Below are 18,179 nucleotides of genomic sequence, written 5' to 3'. Positions count from 1 at the left end.
AGCGGGAATAGCTCAGTTGGTAGAGCGCAACCTTGCCAAGGTTGAGGTCGCGAGTTCGAATCTCGTTTCCCGCTCCAATTTCTTCCAAGTCTCTCAATGCCAACCTGAGAGCACAAAGTTCGATTCCTTCGATCTTTTAGGCGCGGTGGCAGAGTGGTCATGCAGCGGACTGCAACTCCGCGTACGCCGGTTCGATTCCGACCCGCGCCTCCATTTTTACCGTTTAACATCAATGGTCTACCTATCCTGAATCTGGTTGATTTTATCACCCAGAAAATATCCAAATTACACCCAAAACCACTAATGGTACTTAAGTACAGTTCATTGTCTGAATAAGCCCTGTTAGGTTAAGTCTAAAATAACCACAACATCTTAAGAGGGCATTATTGTGCATAATAAAAATTACGTTCTTAAGGTCATTGTGTTATTCAGTTTGATCATTCTGACGCCATACTCAGTGCAGGCACAGACACAGGCAGTAGACGACCAAAATCGCATTGCCCGGGATTTAATCAGGGTGCTGGAGGCCTATGCCGTATACAAGATGGGCCAATATGATTTGGCATTTGAGCGCTACACCGCTCTAGCCGAGGATGGTAATCGTCAGGGAATGCTAAACGTTGCCAACATGTATTTGGAAGGCAAAGGAGTGAAACAAAGCGATACTAATGCTTTCAAGTTGTACCTCAAGTTAGCGGAATCAGGTGACCGGATGGGCATGGAGCAGACAGCAACTGCCTATCGATTAGGAAGAGGCGTACAAAAAGATCTCGGACAAGCACAATATTGGGAAGCGCAGACAAAGACACAAAACTAGAAAGCTCGCTCTGCAACTCCGCGTACGCCGGTTCGATTCCGACCCGCGCCTTCATTATTTCCCCTTTCATCTCGCCTGTTTACGATATTGAAGCGGCGACACCCCAAACCAGCCACGGCACGCCCGGTTAAAAGCTGATTGCTCTGAATAGCCTAGTAACCCGGCAATTTGGCTAAGTTTCATGTTGGGCTCTATCAAATACCTGTTTGCCAGTTTCAGTTTTTCTGCATTAAGCAGCTTTCCAAAGGACGTTTCTTCTTTGGCTAAACGACGCTGCAGCGTGCGTTTGTCCATGTGAAAATGGGCGGCAACAACGTCACTTCTGCATTGGCCTGTGGGCAGCAGGGTAACGATGAGTCGGGTAACATCTTCAGAGAGGCTCAGTGCAACCGGCGGTCTTTGGGACGAAAGATACTGTTCTGCCAGTCCATAGGTCTGGTGGTCTGCACGGGATAGAGGATGGTGAAATGTTTGAACTGGCCACCGCATGCCACACCAACTCTGATTAAAGAGAACTTCGCAACCGAATACCTTCTGATAAATAGACGTTTCAGCGGCCTGGGCGTGAAGAAAGTGCACGCTACAAGGCTTGAAGCGATTGCCGCACAATAGTTTCATCACTTGCATCGAGTTCGACAGGCTTAGTTCATAGCTTTGCTGGTGATACTCCCCGGTATTTTCGTGATCAATTTTAAATTCAAATTTTATACTTTCCTCATCTGATGAGCTGCTGTGAGTAGCGCTGATGCTCAGGGCGGGGCTGTGTAGATGCAGGTAGCGGCTAATATTATTAATGGCCTCACCTACGGTGTCTGAATTGCGGGCGATAACGCTGATTGGCCCCAGAATGTCCAGCCCCTGGGACTCAGCCAGCTTCAAGCCGAGCTCGGGGTAGTCCAGCGTTTTAGCCGTGTCATCAAGAAGAGCCGCCAGGTTTCGAAAAGGCAGGAAGCTGCTGTCGTCTCTATGTTCAGCTGGGGGAATATCGTATTTTTCCAGCAAGGGAAGGGGGTCTCCACCTCTTTGTTTAATAAGCTTCTCGAAGCCCCTCAGGTTTGTCGCTCTAATCAGATTGGCCATTCAGGTCTCCGGTTGCTTCTTTGCTGCGTCTCAGCTTGCTGGTGCAGTGTTATCGAGGTAGTGCTCTGAAGAGTGCAGTGTCTCGATTTGTCAAAAAAATGTCTCGTTTTGTCAATATTGTCAAGGCGACGTTTGCGAAAATCAGATTTAACATCGGTTGACTAATAACAAGAAGGACACTCGGATGACGATCACACACTACGACATCATCATTATCGGTGCCGGGCTCTCCGGCATCGGTACGGCATGCCACATCGCCCGGAAACACCCTGGAAAGTCGCTGGCGATTCTGGAACGTAGGGACAATGTGGGTGGCACCTGGGACCTCTTCCGTTATCCCGGTATACGGTCTGACTCCGACATGGCGAGTTTCGGATTTAACTTCAAACCCTGGTATTCCGACAATGTATTGGCCCAGGGCGGCGATATTCGTGAGTACGTGCGCGAAACTGCAGAAGAGTTCGGTTTGTACGAGAAGATCAAGTTTGGCTTAAAACTGAAGAACTCTGATTGGTCGACCAAAGATCAAAAATGGACCGTCTCGTCTGTGCTGGAAGCGTCGGGGGAGGAGAGAGTATTTACCTGCAACTTCCTGGTGAACTGTGCCGGATACTACAACTTCGATCAGGGTTACCGCCCAGGTTTTCCAAACGAAGAAGCCTTTAACGGAGATATCGTTCACCCTCAGGGTTTGCCTGAAAGTTTCGATTATCGTGGTAAAAAAGTGGTGGTTATCGGCAGTGGCGCTACCGCAATAACATTGGTGCCGGCCATGGCTGCTAAAGCTGCAAAAGTCACCATGCTGCAACGTTCACCCAGCTACATTATGTCTCTGCCGAACACCGATAAAATATCGATGGTGTTGAACAAAGTATTGCCAAAAGCCTGGGTATTCAAACTGGCCCGCCGGCGCAACATTCTGTTCCAGCGCGCTCTTTATCTGGCTTGCCAGCGCTGGCCTGACGCCATGCGCAAGAAGCTTTTATCACATATGTACAAACATGCCCCGAACGTCGATAAACGCCACCTTACACCTGAATACATGCCCTGGGATCAGCGCTTGTGTGCGGCGCCAGATGGAGACTTTTTTAAAAGCTTGCGCTCAGGGAAGGCGGAGATTGTAACTGACCATATCGATCACTTTGATGAAACCGGCATTGTGCTGAAATCTGGCCAGCATATCGAAGCAGATATCGTTGTTGCTGCGACAGGGTTGGAGGTTCAGCTGATGGGCGGCTCAACGCTCAGTATCGACAATGAGGAAGTGAACCTGCCGAAGAAAATGGCCTACAAAGGCATTCTTATTCAGGACGTGCCTAATTACGGTTGGATTTTCGGGTATACCAACGCGCCCTGGACACTCAAGTGCGACATTGGCGGGCGCTATTTGTGCCGGTTGTTCGACCATATGGACCAAGCCGGAATGTCAGTCGCCAAAGCAATAGACACCGGAAGTAACGCGACCGATGCAAGTGTGCTGGATGGATTTGCGCCTGGTTATATCGTGCGGGCAATAGATAAAATGCCCCGGCAGGGTAAGGCCGATCCCTGGAGGATAACCATGCATTACGGCAAGGATAAAAAAATGCTCGTTAAAGACCCTGTGGATGACGGGATTTTGCAGTTTGAAACTGCGCCCTCTGTTTCAGCCCAGGGGTCAGACCTACTTCAACAAGCCACCACGGCCTGAAGCCAAACTACAACAATAAAAGAGAAGGTTTATGGACAAGGGGTGCAATGAGAAGCCGGCGGTATTACTGATTCACGGTATGTGGAGCACTCAGGACACTCTGAGTGAAGTAAAAGAGGCCTTTGTTGCTCAAGGTCATACCGCGGAGTCCTTGTGTCTCCCATACCATTACCCGAAAAGCGAACATACCGCGGCCAGCCGGGCGAAGCTGGCCAGAACGCGCGTGCAGGATTACGTGGCGTTTATTGTAGAGCATGTGAAACGCCTGGACTCCCCACCAATTCTGGTGGGCCATTCAATGGGCGCTCTCCTGGCCCAACTGGTGGCCGCCCAGGTACCCTGTGAACGGCTGATTCTTCTATCGTCCGCCCCCCCGGCAGGCATAAACGGCCTGAGCTGGTCGGCTATCCGCACGCTGGGCCGCAACCTTCTAAGGTTCCCTTTGTGGACCAGTGTCACGGAAGTCGCACTGGCCAATGTGGAGTACGGCATCGCCAATGCCCAGCCCCCCGCTGTACAGAAGGACATCTACGAAAGCTGTACTTATGAATCTGGCATGGCCACATTTCAGATCAGCGTAGGGTCGTTGCTTGGGAGCCGTTCTGCCGCTCACGTGAATACCCAGAGCATTGTGTGCCCGGTTCTGATTGTGGGTGGAACTGCAGACCGAATTACTCCCATCAAAATCCAGCGCAGCATCGCGCAACGTTTCAGCGAGCAAGCTTCGTTAGTGGAAATAGAGAATTGCTGCCATTGGACGGTAGGAGGGGCCTACTTCCCGGAGGTTCGTTCCGGGATATTCAAATGGCTGGATTCAATGGAGAAGTAGCATTTCTGGCCGGAAAGCCGAGGTCAATCGAATTGGGTGTCCAGGCCCGCCAGAATCAGGTTCGATCGGCTGGCGGCATCACTCATCACCGCTAGTTTGTATTCGGCAACTTTTTCGAACTGCTTCAGTGCCGTTTTAGGGACATCTGAAGCGGTAGGAATATCGGCTTTCAACGGGTTTACCGGTCTGCGGTTCATGTGCAGTTCGAAGTGCAGGTGAGCGCCGGTGCTGCGGCCGGTATTACCGGAATGTGCGATTTTTTCACCGCGCTGAACCTGTTGCCCCTTTCGCACAAAGATTTTATCCAGGTGCAGGTAGCGGGTTTTGTAGGCATTGCCGTGATTGATGTCGACATATTTGCCGGCATAGGGGTGATTGCCCACTCGCTCTACAACACCGTCGCCGGTGCTCATGATTGGCGTGCCGATTGGCGTGGCCAGATCAACACCGTTGTGGGGCGACCTGCGGCCGGTAATGGGATGAAGCCGGTTCGGGTTGAAGTGAGAGCTCACCCGAAAGGAATTGGCCGTTGGCAGGCGTCTGAACGCGGGCAACACGCTTTTGCCGCTCTGGTCGTAATAGTTGCCGTCGTCGAACAGGAACGCCGTGTGAGTCCGGTTACGCCTTTCAAGCGACACCGCTTCTATGCGGGTTTTTCCGGTGCTTTCCGAGGCCGTCCTTTCATGGCCAACGATAACCGCAAAGGTATCCCCAGCCCTCAATTCCCGCCTGAAGTTGATCTGGTGTTCGAGAAGCTGTTGAACCGACGCGATCTCTGTTTTGGAGAGCCCTGCGTTCAGGGCAGACTGGTAAAAACTGCCGCGAATGGAACCCTTCAAGACTTCTGAAACCCAGTGTGTGTCTTTAACGGTTTCCTGGTATTCGAACGTGTCGTTGTCCACTCTGGTGTAGGCAAGTGAACGGGCGGGATCCAGATCCAGCGCCAGTTGCTGAAATTCGCCCTGTTTATTAAACACCAGCTCGAGCTCTGTTCCCGGCCTGAGAGTTTCCAGCGCCAGATATTCCACATCGGCCTCCATAATGCGATGCAAATCGACTTGTGAGGCGCCGGCTTCGCTGAAGATGCTGCTGAGGCTATCTCCGGGCTGGACCTTATGATGGACAACATAGGCTGCGTGCGCCGGGCTCGGGGCGGCTGCTTGCAACGGCTGAGTTGTGGCTTGGGTGTCTGGCTGTTGGACGAGATCTGCCAGGTGCTCCGCAGCTTCGGAATTCGGCGACTGGATATTTGTGGATGATTCACTCTGTGCCGACCAGAAACTGGCCACCAGAATCAGCGAAAATGCCACAGCTAATAAAGCCATATGGATTGGCGTAAACGATCTGGAATGAATCATTGGTGACGCGTCTCTTGACATGTGTGCAGCCGCATTGATGCAGCAGAATAAGGTTACCCGATTTCAGTGATCCTTTCTAATTATAAACAGGTGCATTGGGCGACGTGGTGCGCGTGGATAGGTTGCCAGTCTGGAGCAGTCGAAGAGAGTAGCTGTTACCAGTCACTACAGTAAAATCGTTGATAGCCATTAGAACTCAACCCATCGCCGAACAATATCCAGTGCTTCTGGTGAGGGGTTGGCATTTCGAATCCCCCGTACTTCGCCAATAACCCATGTGTTATTCCGGTGTTCCAATGAAATGGTCAGCCGCTCGGGCTTCATCATGCGGTAAACAAACACCTCACCAAGCGCTACAAATGTATCGTAACTCCCCACGCAGTGGTGCATGGACGAACCCTCGTTCAGCAATTCTAACCATGAAACCAGAGGCTCGATGCCGTCGATGGCAGGTATGGGCGGTGCCGGATAATCTCCGTGCTCCTGCTTAAGCGCGGCGGCATGGGCGGCACGCTTGGCTTCAGAACCCATACTGTTAAAACGTTCAACCAACTTATCATGAAGCTCTTGCAGTTCCTGCCTCGAACTTACTCGCTTCAGCCTTTGCAAGTTGCCGGCTGCCATAGTCAGCGTGTCGCGAATCATTCGGCACAGCCAAGTGATGTCCAGGGCTGACGAGTGTTTATCGACCAGGTACAGCATGCCCGGCCATAGCGGTTGTCCTTGGCGGAGCAAAAAACGCAGGTGGTTCAGATGAAGGTTCGGGTGATGCCTGAGCACAGCAAGAAATTCAGGCTGTGCCAATGATCGGAAGACACCCTCAAGCTCCCACGGGAGCAGTGGGGAGAGTTCCATCCGGTTTACTAAGCGAACCAGGGATTTGCTGGCTGGCAGGCCTACCTTCTCAAGAATCGTCGTGCGGTTTACCGCTAACAATTGCTTAAACTCATCAGGAGTGACCGGCTGGCTGCATGCATGGTTCACCAGAAGAATGAACAACAGCGGAGAGCTGTCTGCCAGCTCGCGAGCAGCTTCCGACGCTGAACAGGCCTGTGCAAGTTCGAAGTCCATCGCCGGCATTAAGCGGGTTACGGCAAGTATGTTTTCGGGTATGCCGTCTGAAACCCGCCTTCCCGTGCCATCTTCGAGTGTGAACAACGGCAGGCCCGGAGCTTCCAGAAAGCGACCCTCAGCCACGATGCCATCATCATTCCTGCTGAACCAGCGCAGTGGCTTGGCAGAGTGCCAGCTTTGTACAACCAACTGAATGGGGTAGTTAAGGATGGTGCTCAGATCGAACACGACCTGGTTTTCTGAAGGAGCTGAATTTTTTAGTGCCGACTCAGTCATGAGTTCTCCCAGGTTCTGTGGCGCGAAATTAGGTTTCCTCACCATGTGTTCAATGATTGAGAGCATATAAGTTTATTGCGATAGATGGCGTCGCTTTCTCATCGCATAATACTCGTACCCAACAGGTGGGCAGAACTCACATATAGCCATCTGAGCGGTTACCTGAGTGGCGGCGTGCTAGACGTGATTATTTTCGCTTTCGTAGATGACACTACATTGAATGAGTCCCTGACCTTTGGATTTGTTAGTTCTGGACGAGCTGCGTGGATAACAAAGAGCTCTGGGAGCGATATCCGGATAGCTGGTATATTCAGTATGGATTATGTGGACCGGTGCACTCGAGTTTGGTTAATCTGCAAATAGATCGGAAGCAAATGTATTTCACGAGAATGGGGAGTTTAGCCAAAATGGATTCGCTGAAAGAGTTGCGCCTGAAATTGAAGCAATTTGCTGAAGAACGCGATTGGCGCCAGTTCCACTCTCCGAAAAACTTGACCATGGCCCTCTGTGGTGAGGCTGGTGAGTTGTCGGAGCAATTCCAATGGCTTAGCGAAGACGACTCGAAAAACCTCAGTGAAAAACGTTTGGCAGCAGTGAAAGACGAAATTGCAGACATACAGCTGTATCTTGTTCTCCTAGCGGATTCTTTGGGTGTCGATATTGCTGAAGAATCCGCCCGCAAAATAGAGGCAAATGCCCTCAAATATCCTGTTGCCAAAGCGAAAGGCAGGTCCAATAAATATGACGAGTTGTAGGGGCTATTCGTGATCGTCTATTCGGCTTCCAAGGCGGAATTTGTTGAACATGTGAAGTTCAATCAGATCGAGAAGGTTATCGAGGAAGAGGTCTGGAGAAAGCTCAAGCGAAGAACCCCGAAATCCGAAATTGAGTCATGGAAGAATTCGCTCCAGTACATGTTTAACGCTTTACTGGATCAAGGTATACCGCCGTCAGCTGGTGTTGCAATTGAGTATACGATTCCACTCACCAGTCGCCGAGTTGATTTTATCCTGACTGGCAAAGATGCTTTGCGTAATGACACTGCAATCATCGTCGAACTGAAGCAGTGGTCCGAAGCAGAGGTTACCGATAAAGACGCAATTGTCCGCACGTTTCTGAACGGGTCTATCCGTGAAGTTAACCATCCTTCCTACCAAGCATGGTCGTATTCAGCGCTGATTGAGGACTACAACGAAACGGTCCGAGAGGAGCGCATTAGCCTTCAACCCTGCGCCTATCTGCATAATATGGATAGTTGCGAGGCTATTAACGACGCCCGCTATGCTGAGCACACCGAAAGAGCGCCAGTTTATATTTCGAGCGATGCGAAAAAGCTGTCGGATTTTCTCAGGCGCAATATCCGGTATGGCGACAGCGATAACATCCTGTACCGGATCGAACATGGTGTAATTAAACCGTCGAAAGGACTTGCTGACTGCCTTGCTTCGATGCTCCGCGGCAACAGGGAATTCATTTTGCTCGATGAGCAGAAACTAGTTTACGAGACTGCGCTGGATCTTGCCGAAAAAGGGCGCAGAAACCCAAAACAGACCTTTATTGTGAAGGGTGGACCCGGCACAGGGAAGTCGGTTGTTGCAATTAACCTTATCGTTGAAGCAACGAATAGAGAGATGCTGACTCAGTTTGTCAGCAAGAATGCGGCACCCCGGGAAGTCTTCAAGGCTCGCCTGACAGGTACAATGCGCAAAACCCGCATAGATAACCTGTTCAGAGGTTCAGGAGGTTACACAGAGACTGAGACCAACTTTTTTGATTTGCTGGTCGTTGATGAGGCTCACCGGCTGAACGAAAAGTCTGGGCTCTACGGAAATCTTGGTGAGAACCAGATAAAAGAACTGATAAATAGCGCCCGGACCTCGGTCTTTTTTATTGATGAAGACCAGCGTGTCACTCTTTCGGATATTGGCACGGTGGAAGAGATCCGGCATTTTGCCAAGCAAATGGGTTCAGACGTCACTGTCTTGGAGTTAAGCTCACAATTCAGGTGCAACGGCTCAGACGGCTATCTGGCGTGGGTTGATCATGTTCTGCAGATCAGGGAAACCGCCAACACCACGTTGGATGGCGTCGATTACGATTTTAGGGTCTTTGACGACCCGAATGAGCTCCGGAATTTTATTGAAAAGAAAAATCGCCGGGCCAATAAAGCGCGGTTAGTGGCCGGTTATTGCTGGGACTGGAACAGCAAGAAGGATCCAGCAAGGTTTGACATCGAGTTCCCTGAATATGATTTCAAAGCAAGGTGGAATCTCGACAAGCACGGCTCAAAATGGCTAATTGTTGAGGATTCGGTCAGCGAGATTGGCTGTATCCATACATGCCAGGGTTTAGAGCTTGATCATGTAGGCGTGATTATCGGAGATGATTTTGTAATCCGAGATGGAATTGCTGTCACAAACGCCGGCGCTCGCTCAAAATCTGATCGTTCTGTGCGTGGCTACAAAAAGAGGCTGAAAGAGGATCGGGATAGCGCCCTCGCAATTGCTGACATGATCATCAAGAACACCTATCGGACGTTGATGACACGGGGAATGAAAGGGTGTTACGTCTACTCTGCAGATGCAGAAACCAGAGAACACTTTCGTAGCTTTGCGGAAAATCAGCTGATAGAACACATGGATAAGGTTACGGACCTGCCGCTTCCCTATGAGGTCGTTGATTATGAATCAGCGCTTCCGTATGACGGTTTTGTACCGGTGTATGACTTGCAGGCAGCAGCCGGCGAATTCAGTGAACTCCAGTTTCCCGATGAAGATTTTGAGTGGGTAAAATTGCCCGAACATTTTGCCACCAGACCGGGCCAGTTTGTCGCTCAGGTTGTTGGTGAGTCCATGAACAAACGGATTCCTAACGGCGCATGGTGCCTCTTTAGTGCCAATCCAGGAGGAACGCGAAACGGCAAAATAGTTTTGGTGCAGCATCGGGCTATTGAGGATCCTGACAGCGGCAGTTGCCTTACCGTCAAACTGTATCGCAGTGAAAAAACGATGTCTGGCGATGAACTCGTTAACGAAAAAGTCATCTTGATGCCCGTCACTAGCGCTCATGGTTATCGGGATATCGTTTTTGAAGACGATGATCTTCACGACTTGAGAGTCGTTGGAGAGTTTGTCGCGGTTTTGGCCTGAGGCTAGTTAATAGAAAACAGTCCTGCTCACTGAAATGAAGTTCAGAAGTAGATCCGAGGAGTTTGTTGGCGACGACTTGCCCGCCTGGTAGCCTGGTCCAGATAGACCTCAGGCTAATTAGTCGCAAGGGAACCATTTGATGAAGGATACGCTGGCCTATTACAACAACAATGCCGATGCGTTTGTTGAATCAACATTTCAAGTCAGCATGGAAGAGCTCTACCAGGATTTCCTGCCGCTAGTCTCCGAAGGTGGACATATTCTGGATGCCGGCTGTGGCTCTGGCCGAGATGCGTTGTTTTTCAATAATGAGGGCTACCGTGTTTCCGCCTTTGATGGTTCAGACGCCATCGCCTCCATAGCTCGCGAAAAAACCGGTTTATCGGTTCAGCATCGCTATTTTTCGGACATCCAAGAATCCAGTACTTACGACGGCATATGGGCCTGTGCAAGCCTCCTGCACTTGCCCCTTGCCGAAGTACCCGAAGCCATTGGTCGATTGTGGAATGCCCTGAAACCCGATGGCGTTTTCTACATGAGTTTCAAAATCGGTAAGGGGGAACGCAACCACAATGGCCGGCACTTTACTGATGCTGACGAGTCAATTGCCGAGCAGTGGATTCAGGATCTGACAAGATTGGAAGCCTGTCGGATGTGGCGCACTGATGATCAACGCCCCGATAGGCATGAGCAGTGGTTGAACATTCTTCTGAGCAAGGCTCCAGCTTCACCGGAGAAGTTAACGACGGGCGGTAAAGATCATCATTTTCTGCTGAAATTGTGCCAGGCAATCAAGTCTGCTGATCGAATAGATATGGCCGTAGCGTTTGTGAAAACCACTGGTTTGAATCTATTGTTCCCTGATTTGGTGGTCGCGCTCCAGCGAGAATCTGATCCGGCCCGTATCCGCATTCTCACGAGCGATTATCTGGATATTACTGATTCTGAGGCGCTAAGAAAGCTTGTTTTGTTGCATGACCATGGAGCTCAGGTACGTGTTTACCAGAGCCAGGGGAGCAGTTTTCATTTGAAAGCTTACCTCTTCGCTGGCCATGTTGAGAATCAGCAAATGTGGGGCAGGGCGTTTATAGGTTCTAGCAATATTAGCCGACAAGCGCTTCAGGACGGATTGGAATGGAATTATCAGGTGGATTTCCCGCCCGACTCTGGGTACCTCGAGGCTGCCAGTAGGTTCGATGAACTGTTTCAGCACCCAAATGTTGTGTCGCTCACTGACAACTGGATCGATGAGTACGAGAAACGGAGAAAGCCACCCGAACAGTCACTGGAACCGGGCAGTGATGAGAAACAGGAAGTTCCGACACCTAATGACGTTCAACAAGAAGCGCTAGAGGCACTGGACCTGACACGCGTGGAAGGCTACCGCAGAGGTTTGGTCGTGTTAGCAACGGGCTTAGGTAAAACCTGGCTATCTGCGTTTGATGCCGTTCAAATGGGTGCCCGCCGGATTCTTTTTGTTGCCCACCGCGAAGAAATTCTCTATCAGGCGGCTGAAACCTACTTGCGAATTAAGCCGCATAGCCGCGTTGGCTTTTACATGGGTAAGCAGCGTGATCGGACGGTAGATATCCTTTGTGCTTCGGTACAGACACTCGGTAAAGAAACCCATCTGGAACGATTCGACCCACGCCATTTCGATTACATCGTTGTCGATGAATTCCACCATGCCGCCGCGCCTGTCTATCATCGGCTTCTGAATTATTTCGCACCCCAGTTTCTGCTGGGATTAACGGCAACCCCAGATCGTACCGACCGCTCGGATATCCTGTCGTTGTGTGACGACAACCTGGTTTTCGAATACCCGTTGTTTGAGGGCGTTAGGGGCGAATTCCTGGTGCCGTTTCATTACTACGGCATCTACGACGAGACGGTCGATTATACCGAGATCCCCTGGCGCAACGGAAAGTTCGATCCCAACCTGCTTGCCAATAAGCTGGCCACCTATGGACGTGTCAAACATGTGCTCAAGGTATGGAGTAAAGAAAAGCAAAGCCGGACCTTGGCGTTTTGTGTTTCACGGATTCATGCCGATTTTATGGCCAGCCAGTTTGTAAAAAAAGGAATCAGGGCGGCAGCCGTTCACGGTGAATCTGCGATGTCTCGTGGCGAAGCCTTGGAGAAGCTGGAAAACGGTCAGCTCGATGTGATTTTCTCTGTCGACCTGTTCAACGAAGGTATCGACCTGCCCGCCATTGATACGGTGCTGCTTTTGCGCCCGACGGAATCCAAAATCCTGTTTCTTCAGCAAATTGGCCGGGGCCTACGGAAAAGCGTGTCCACTGGGAAAGACAAACTTGTGATTTTGGATTTTGTTGGTAACCACCAGAGTTTCCTGCATAAACCTCAGGCGCTCATTGGCCAGGCGATGAATCACCGACAGTTAGCGGAGTTTGCCAGAAAAGCTGAAAAGAACCAGCTGGACCTGCCAGACGGGTGCTTTATCAATTACGATCTGGAGGTGATCGACTTCCTTAAAGCCCTTGATCATCAGGGCGCTGAAAAAGATTATCAGGTATTGAAAGATACATTGGGTCGTCGCCCAACCCTTACCGAGTACTACCATTTCGGTGCCAGTATCACCAAAACCCGCAAGCTGCATGGAAGCTGGTTTGGGCTGGTTCGAGATATGGACGATCTAACCGAGATTGAGACAGAGCTTTTGTCCCGTTACGAAGCATTTTTGCTCGAAGTTGAAACAACGGCCATGAGTAAATCATTCAAAATGATATTGCTAGACGCGTTCCAACAGCTAGGCGGTTGGCGCAGACCACCAAAGCTCTCGAAACTGGCTCAAGCATCCTGGGAGACACTGAAGCGTCAACCAAGGCTGTATCAAGAAATTGCTGCTTCAGTGAAGGACGTTGATGGTTACTCGGCGCAATGGCAGCAATACTGGAAGAAGAACCCTGTCGATCATTGGACCAATAAGTCTCCACCCGTTTTTGAGATTGAGAGCGATCAATTTAAGCCAGTTATTGGGCTAGAAGGCAATCAGATACCTCCTTTCGAAGAGATGGTTCAGGAGTTAATTGATTATCGCTTGGCTTCCTATGAGGCACGGCAGTCTACCAAGCACGAGCAGTCGTCGTTTGACAATGTTTTGCCGATTGGTACTTCTGGAACGGAATTGCCTTATTTCCCATCCTTGAAGATCGCTTGTGGGCACTTCAGGAGCAGTCACGCTGAAGAGCCGGATTACAGGTCCATCGGATTGGGACACGGGCGAATAGAGCCAAATCGTCATTTCATCGCCAGAGCATCGGGTAACTCAATGAATGGCGGAAAGCAGCCGATTCACGATGGTGATTATCTGTTGCTTGAGCAGATCAACCCCAGCCAAGCTGGATCGATCACCGGGAAAACGCTCGCGATTGAACGGATGGATGAGGCAGGCGACACACAATATCTTCTCCGGACGGTTCGTAAATCCCACGTGGGTGAGTATCGGCTCGAAGCTGCTAACCCAGAGTATGAAGACATTATCGTCACTCCAGAGCTTCTCGAACAGTTTCGAACGTTCGCACGCTTTTGCGAGATTATAGATCCATTGGAGATGGCTGTTGGGCAGGAAATCCCGAGAGAGGAGATTCCGGAGTTATTCGGAGCGACTTTTAATCCTGGCAATTGGCAAAGCGGTCACGTCTTTCTTAAAGACGCTAATGCCCATATTTTGTTGGTGACGTTAAACAAGCAGGGCAAAGGCGTCCAGCACCGCTATGTTGATCATTGGATTGATGAGCACACATTTCATTGGCAGAGCCAGAACTCGACTACGCCCCAGAGCAAGCGAGGACGGGAGTTGACGAACCACAAAAAGCTCGGGCTATCAGTGCACTTATTTGTCCGCGACAATAAGCTGCGTAATGGCAAAGCTGCTCCCTTCACTTATTTCGGTCCCGTTGAGTATCAGAGCCATGAGGGAAGTAAGCCAATGAGCGTGAAATTACGGCTTAGTTCGAGGGATTAAAGCACCATGACCGGAGGTATTAACTGTTAATCGCATTGGTTGACTCGGTAGGACCAAGTTAGATCGGTTTTCCAATGCAACTCCAAGATCACACAGCGAGAGCTTAAACCTTAAAGCTCGAGGATAGTCCTCGTGCTCTAAGGTAAACATGAAAGGAAACATCATGCTTAAACGACAGGCAGCGCTTGTTATCGCACTGTGCTCAATGTTCTTATCGGCAACCACCATGGCAACAGAAGAAGCGGAATACTCAGTACTTCTGAAGGAAGACAATCTGGAAGTGCGTCAGTACGAGCCGCAGATCGTTGCAGAGACGGTCGTTGACACAGAATTTGAAGATGCGGGCAGTGACGCTTTTGGTCGCTTGTTTAAATACATTTCCGGCAATAACCAATCCCAAGCGGAAATCGCCATGACCGCGCCCGTTGGCCAGGTGGCTGAGAGCCAGAAAATCGACATGACGGCACCAGTAGGGCAGACCCAGGTTGATGGTAAATGGGTGGTGAGTTTTATGATGCCCAGTTCGTTTACGATGGACAGCATACCGAAACCCAACGACGAACGGATCGCTTTACGTTCTGTGCCGGAACAGACCATGGCGGCCATTCGCTACTCCGGGCTTTGGAGTGAGTCAGGTTATCAAAAGAACAAATCCAGGCTGGAAAAGTGGATTGATACAAAGGGGTACATCGCAACGGGAGCGCCGGTATGGGCTCGTTATAACGCGCCGTTCATCCCATGGTTTTTGAGACGGAACGAAGTGTTGATTCCCGTAGAACAGGCGCAATGACACATTGGATCGAAATTTGAAAATCAACGAACTCACACCAGCAGGATGATGCCATGTCCGAATCGCCCCTCGCCCAACCCCTGAAACTCCCTTGCGGGGCAGTCCTGCCGAACCGTATCGCCAAGGCTGCCATGACCGAGGGGCTGGCAGACGATCACCTGCATGCCACACACCGCCATGAAACGCTTTATCGGCGCTGGTCCGAGGGCGGGGCGGGGCTGTTGATTACCGGCAATGTGATGATTGATCATCGGGTGCTGGAGCGGCCGGGTAACGTGGCTATTGATCCGGCGCCCGATTTATCAAAAGGGAAGGGCGAGCCCGAGGGTATGGCGCAGTTGCGTGCCTGGGCCGAAGCAGGCACCCGCAACGGCAACCATTTGTGGATGCAGATTTCCCATGCCGGTCGTCAGTCGCCGCGTTACGTTACCTCGCGTCCCATAGGGCCTTCGGCGGTTCAGCTATCGCTGATGGGTAACTATGCCCGCCCACGGGCACTTACGGAGCCTGAGATCCTCGACTTTATCCAGCGCTTTGCCAACGTGGCCCGGATTGCCAAAGAAGCGGGTTTCACCGGTGTTCAGGTGCATGGGGCTCATGGGTATCTGTTGTCGTCTTTTCTGTCGCCGGCCACCAATCAGCGAGCCGATCGCTGGGGAGGGTCGCTGGAAAATCGCGCCCGTTTCCTGCTTGAGGTGGTGCGGGCTACTCGCGCTGCCGTGGGGCCGGAGTTTCCGGTAGGGGTAAAGCTGAATTCCGACGATTTCCGCAAGGGCGGGTTTACGCTCGATGAGTCTGTGAACGTGGTGCGCTGGCTCAATGAAGAGGGGATTGATCTGCTGGAGGTGTCCGGCGGCACGTACGAACAGCCGCGTCTTCTTGGGTACAGTGGTGATGCCGACACCGCGAGCGATGGGCCTGCCATGCGCGAGAGCACTCGCAAGCGAGAGGCTTACTTCCTGGATTATGCACAGACGATTCGTGAGGTTTGCGATTGCCCGTTGATGGTCACCGGTGGATTCCGTACACGCACGTTTATGGAAGAGGTGGTTACCAGTGGGGAAACCGATGTCATTGGCCTTGGCCGACCGCTCTGTACGGATCCAGATACGCCCAGGGACCTGCTTGAAGGGCGCATCGATAAGACCGTTTGCCACGAAGATCACGTCAAGCTTGCCCAGCGGGGATTTTTCTCGCCTGCCAGTCCGCTGATGCCACTCAAAATAATAAACGTACTGGGTGGCCAGGCCTGGTACTACCAGCAGATTTTCCGGCTGGCGGATGACGAAGAGGCTGATCCAGACCTGGGTATCCTCAAGGCCGTCGGGGCATACCTGAAGGATGAACTGAGCCAGGCCCGGCAGGTGAAAAAGTCCCGCCTTTTTTCAAGATGATGCTCTGGATCATCATATATCGAGGCTCGCATAATCCCGGGATGCGACGTAGAGTTGCCGTTCAGGATCGGAAGCTGATGTCCGTTTAGCCCCAAGGAATTTCTTCATGGCCAACCAAATTACCTCAGACACGCTGGTTATTGGCGGCGGTATTGCCGGCATCGTAACCGCGTTGGAACTCCTGCGGGCGGGCAAAACCGTTACGTTGGTAGACAAGGATACGCCGGATCGTCTGGGTGGGCTGGCATTGTGGGCGTTTGGCGGGATGGCTCTGGTTGGCACGCCTCTGCAACGCAAAATGGGTATTTCGGATAACCCGGAGCGTGCTCTGAAAGACTGGATCAGCTTTGGCGAGCTGGATACCCGCGACGAGCATTCCCTGGCCTGGGCTCGCTACTATGTAAAGAATTGCTGTAATGAGGTGTACGACTGGCTGAAAGCCGAAGGCGTCAAGTTTCTGCCTGCGGTGAACTGGGTTGAGCGAGGCCGGTTAGGTGAAGGGAACAGTGTGCCGCGCTATCACATAGTGTATGGAACCTCCCGGGAGCTCACCCGCACCTTGATTACGGCCATGCGCGATGCGGGAAAGGACAATCGTCTCACGATACTTCATCGGCACAGCGTTGACTCACTTGAGTGCGACAGCGGTCTTGTTACGGGCGCCACCGGCACCAATCACGAAACCGGTGAGCAGGTTCGCTTTACTGCCAGCCAGGTGGTGGTGGCCACGGGCGGAATCAACGGAGGCCATCAACAGACTCGCGCTAACTGGCCGAAAGATCGGCCCATGCCAAAGACCATGCTTAATGGAGCCCACCCGAATGCTGATGGCAAACTGCACCACGAAGTAGCCAACAAGTTGGGTGGGAACATCGTCAACCCGGGCGAAATGTGGAACTACGCCGCCGGCTTTCCCCATCCCTATCCGCATTTCAAAGGCCACGGTTTATCAACCATTCCTTGCAAATCTGCCCTGTGGCTTGACCACAAAGGCAATCGGATTGGCCCGGAGCCACTGGTGACCGGGTTTGATACCCACTGGCTTTGCCAACGTGTTGCCGAGCAGGAGCAACCCTGGACCTGGCATCTGTTGAACTGGCGCATTGCGGCGAAAGAATTTGCGATATCCGGAGCCGAACACAACCAGCGAATACGCGACAAGCAGCTGGTTCGTTTCGTGTTCGAGACTTTGACCGGCAATCATAATCTGGTCAAACAAATGGCGCGTGAAAGCGACGATTTTCTGGTTGCTGACACGCTCGGTGAATTGGCCGAAATAATGAATGCGCTGACTCGCTCGCACGATATCGATCTGGCCACACTACAAGCCACAGTCGATGCCTTCGATGCAAACTTTTGTGCTGGCAGCAAGCTGGAAAATGATGATCAGATCCGTCGCATACTGCATGCCCGCCAATGGGGGCCAGACAAACTGCGAACCTGCAAGCCTGCTCCGCTGCAAAAGACCGGTGCAGGGCCATTTATCGCCATACGCATGCAGCTGATTACGCGCAAAAGCCTCGGCGGTTTGCGTACCGATCTGATGTCCCGTGTTCTTGGCACTGACAACCAACCCATACCCGGGCTGTACTGTGTCGGAGAAGCTGCCGGTTTTGGTGGTGGCGGCAGTAATGGAAAACGGTCTCTGGAAGGTACATTTTTACCGGGTTGCATCTTGACCGCCCGGGCGGCGGCACGGTCCATCTTGTCGGGCTCAATAAATCAATAACAAGG

12 protein-coding genes and 2 tRNA genes are annotated in these 18,179 nt (G+C 51.6%); 11 read left to right on the top strand and 3 right to left on the bottom strand.

Features of this window, described 5'->3' with window-relative positions:
• Position 1: 1 nt before the first annotated feature.
• From ACN0RL_RS06080 to ACN0RL_RS06070, 3 genes are all read left to right on the top strand, one after another.
• Positions 2 to 77 (top strand) — tRNA-Gly (locus ACN0RL_RS06080).
• A gap of 62 nt (positions 78 to 139) precedes the next feature.
• Positions 140 to 213: transfer RNA gene (locus tag ACN0RL_RS06075), tRNA-Cys, on the top strand.
• 175 nt (positions 214 to 388) lie between these two features.
• Positions 389 to 817, top strand: a complete 429-nt coding sequence (locus ACN0RL_RS06070) for a tetratricopeptide repeat protein (RefSeq protein WP_417514730.1) — start codon at positions 389 to 391, stop codon at positions 815 to 817.
• 66 nt (positions 818 to 883) lie between these two features.
• Here the strand turns inward: ACN0RL_RS06070 and ACN0RL_RS06065 are convergent, their stop codons facing one another.
• Positions 884 to 1,897, bottom strand: coding sequence for an AraC family transcriptional regulator (locus ACN0RL_RS06065; RefSeq protein ID WP_417514728.1), 1,014 nt, complete (start codon positions 1,895 to 1,897; stop codon positions 884 to 886).
• Positions 1,898 to 2,081: 184 nt separating this feature from the next.
• Here ACN0RL_RS06065 and ACN0RL_RS06060 point away from each other — a divergent pair, with 184 nt between their 5' ends.
• Both ACN0RL_RS06060 and ACN0RL_RS06055 read left to right on the top strand, forming a co-directional pair.
• Positions 2,082 to 3,587, top strand: a complete 1,506-nt coding sequence (locus ACN0RL_RS06060) for a flavin-containing monooxygenase (protein WP_417514726.1) — start codon at positions 2,082 to 2,084, stop codon at positions 3,585 to 3,587.
• 31 nt (positions 3,588 to 3,618) lie between these two features.
• On the top strand, positions 3,619 to 4,416 hold the full coding sequence (locus ACN0RL_RS06055; protein ID WP_417514724.1) for an alpha/beta hydrolase: 798 nt from the start codon (positions 3,619 to 3,621) through the stop codon (positions 4,414 to 4,416).
• A 23-nt stretch (positions 4,417 to 4,439) separates the two neighbouring features.
• Here the strand turns inward: ACN0RL_RS06055 and ACN0RL_RS06050 are convergent, their stop codons facing one another.
• Both ACN0RL_RS06050 and ACN0RL_RS06045 read right to left on the bottom strand, forming a co-directional pair.
• On the bottom strand, positions 4,440 to 5,774 hold the full coding sequence (locus tag ACN0RL_RS06050; RefSeq protein WP_417514722.1) for a peptidoglycan DD-metalloendopeptidase family protein: 1,335 nt from the start codon (positions 5,772 to 5,774) through the stop codon (positions 4,440 to 4,442).
• Between the two features lie 189 nt (positions 5,775 to 5,963).
• A complete protein-coding gene (locus ACN0RL_RS06045; protein WP_417514720.1) occupies positions 5,964 to 7,124 on the bottom strand; it encodes a PcfJ domain-containing protein in 1,161 nt (386 codons plus the stop codon).
• A gap of 263 nt (positions 7,125 to 7,387) precedes the next feature.
• On the opposite strand from ACN0RL_RS06045, the gene ACN0RL_RS06040 reads away from it, so the two are divergent.
• The 6 genes from ACN0RL_RS06040 (at position 7,388) to ACN0RL_RS06015 (ending at position 18,174) form a co-directional block, all read left to right on the top strand.
• Entirely contained in the window at positions 7,388 to 7,879 is a 492-nt protein-coding gene (locus ACN0RL_RS06040; protein WP_417514718.1) for a nucleotide pyrophosphohydrolase, read from the top strand.
• Between the two features lie 9 nt (positions 7,880 to 7,888).
• On the top strand, positions 7,889 to 10,273 hold the full coding sequence (locus ACN0RL_RS06035; protein WP_417514716.1) for a DNA/RNA helicase domain-containing protein: 2,385 nt from the start codon (positions 7,889 to 7,891) through the stop codon (positions 10,271 to 10,273).
• A 139-nt stretch (positions 10,274 to 10,412) separates the two neighbouring features.
• Entirely contained in the window at positions 10,413 to 14,261 is a 3,849-nt protein-coding gene (locus tag ACN0RL_RS06030; RefSeq protein ID WP_417514714.1) for a DUF3427 domain-containing protein, read from the top strand.
• A 163-nt stretch (positions 14,262 to 14,424) separates the two neighbouring features.
• Positions 14,425 to 15,051 (top strand): SOUL family heme-binding protein, encoded by a 627-nt coding sequence (locus ACN0RL_RS06025; protein WP_417514712.1) that lies wholly within the window; start codon positions 14,425 to 14,427, stop codon positions 15,049 to 15,051.
• A gap of 53 nt (positions 15,052 to 15,104) precedes the next feature.
• On the top strand, positions 15,105 to 16,445 hold the full coding sequence (locus ACN0RL_RS06020) for an NADH:flavin oxidoreductase/NADH oxidase family protein (RefSeq protein WP_417514710.1): 1,341 nt from the start codon (positions 15,105 to 15,107) through the stop codon (positions 16,443 to 16,445).
• A 106-nt stretch (positions 16,446 to 16,551) separates the two neighbouring features.
• Positions 16,552 to 18,174, top strand: coding sequence for an FAD-dependent oxidoreductase (locus ACN0RL_RS06015; RefSeq protein WP_417514708.1), 1,623 nt, complete (start codon positions 16,552 to 16,554; stop codon positions 18,172 to 18,174).
• Positions 18,175 to 18,179 lie beyond the last annotated feature (5 nt).

The sequence above is a fragment of the Marinobacter sp. genome (assembly GCF_048259445.1).
In the GTDB taxonomy this organism is placed as follows: domain Bacteria; phylum Pseudomonadota; class Gammaproteobacteria; order Pseudomonadales; family Oleiphilaceae; genus Marinobacter.
This window is presented reverse-complemented; position numbering and strand designations above follow the sequence as displayed.

Coding starts and splice junctions, on each gene's coding strand:
- ACN0RL_RS06065 (WP_417514728.1), bottom strand. CDS start 1,897: ATGGCCAATCTGATTAGAGCGACAAACCTGAGGGGCTTCGAGAAGCTT.
- ACN0RL_RS06060 (WP_417514726.1), top strand. CDS start 2,082: ATGACGATCACACACTACGACATCATCATTATCGGTGCCGGGCTCTCC.
- ACN0RL_RS06055 (WP_417514724.1), top strand. CDS start 3,619: ATGGACAAGGGGTGCAATGAGAAGCCGGCGGTATTACTGATTCACGGT.
- ACN0RL_RS06050 (WP_417514722.1), bottom strand. CDS start 5,774: ATGATTCATTCCAGATCGTTTACGCCAATCCATATGGCTTTATTAGCT.
- ACN0RL_RS06045 (WP_417514720.1), bottom strand. CDS start 7,124: ATGACTGAGTCGGCACTAAAAAATTCAGCTCCTTCAGAAAACCAGGTC.
- ACN0RL_RS06030 (WP_417514714.1), top strand. CDS start 10,413: ATGAAGGATACGCTGGCCTATTACAACAACAATGCCGATGCGTTTGTT.
- ACN0RL_RS06025 (WP_417514712.1), top strand. CDS start 14,425: ATGCTTAAACGACAGGCAGCGCTTGTTATCGCACTGTGCTCAATGTTC.
- ACN0RL_RS06020 (WP_417514710.1), top strand. CDS start 15,105: ATGTCCGAATCGCCCCTCGCCCAACCCCTGAAACTCCCTTGCGGGGCA.
- ACN0RL_RS06015 (WP_417514708.1), top strand. CDS start 16,552: ATGGCCAACCAAATTACCTCAGACACGCTGGTTATTGGCGGCGGTATT.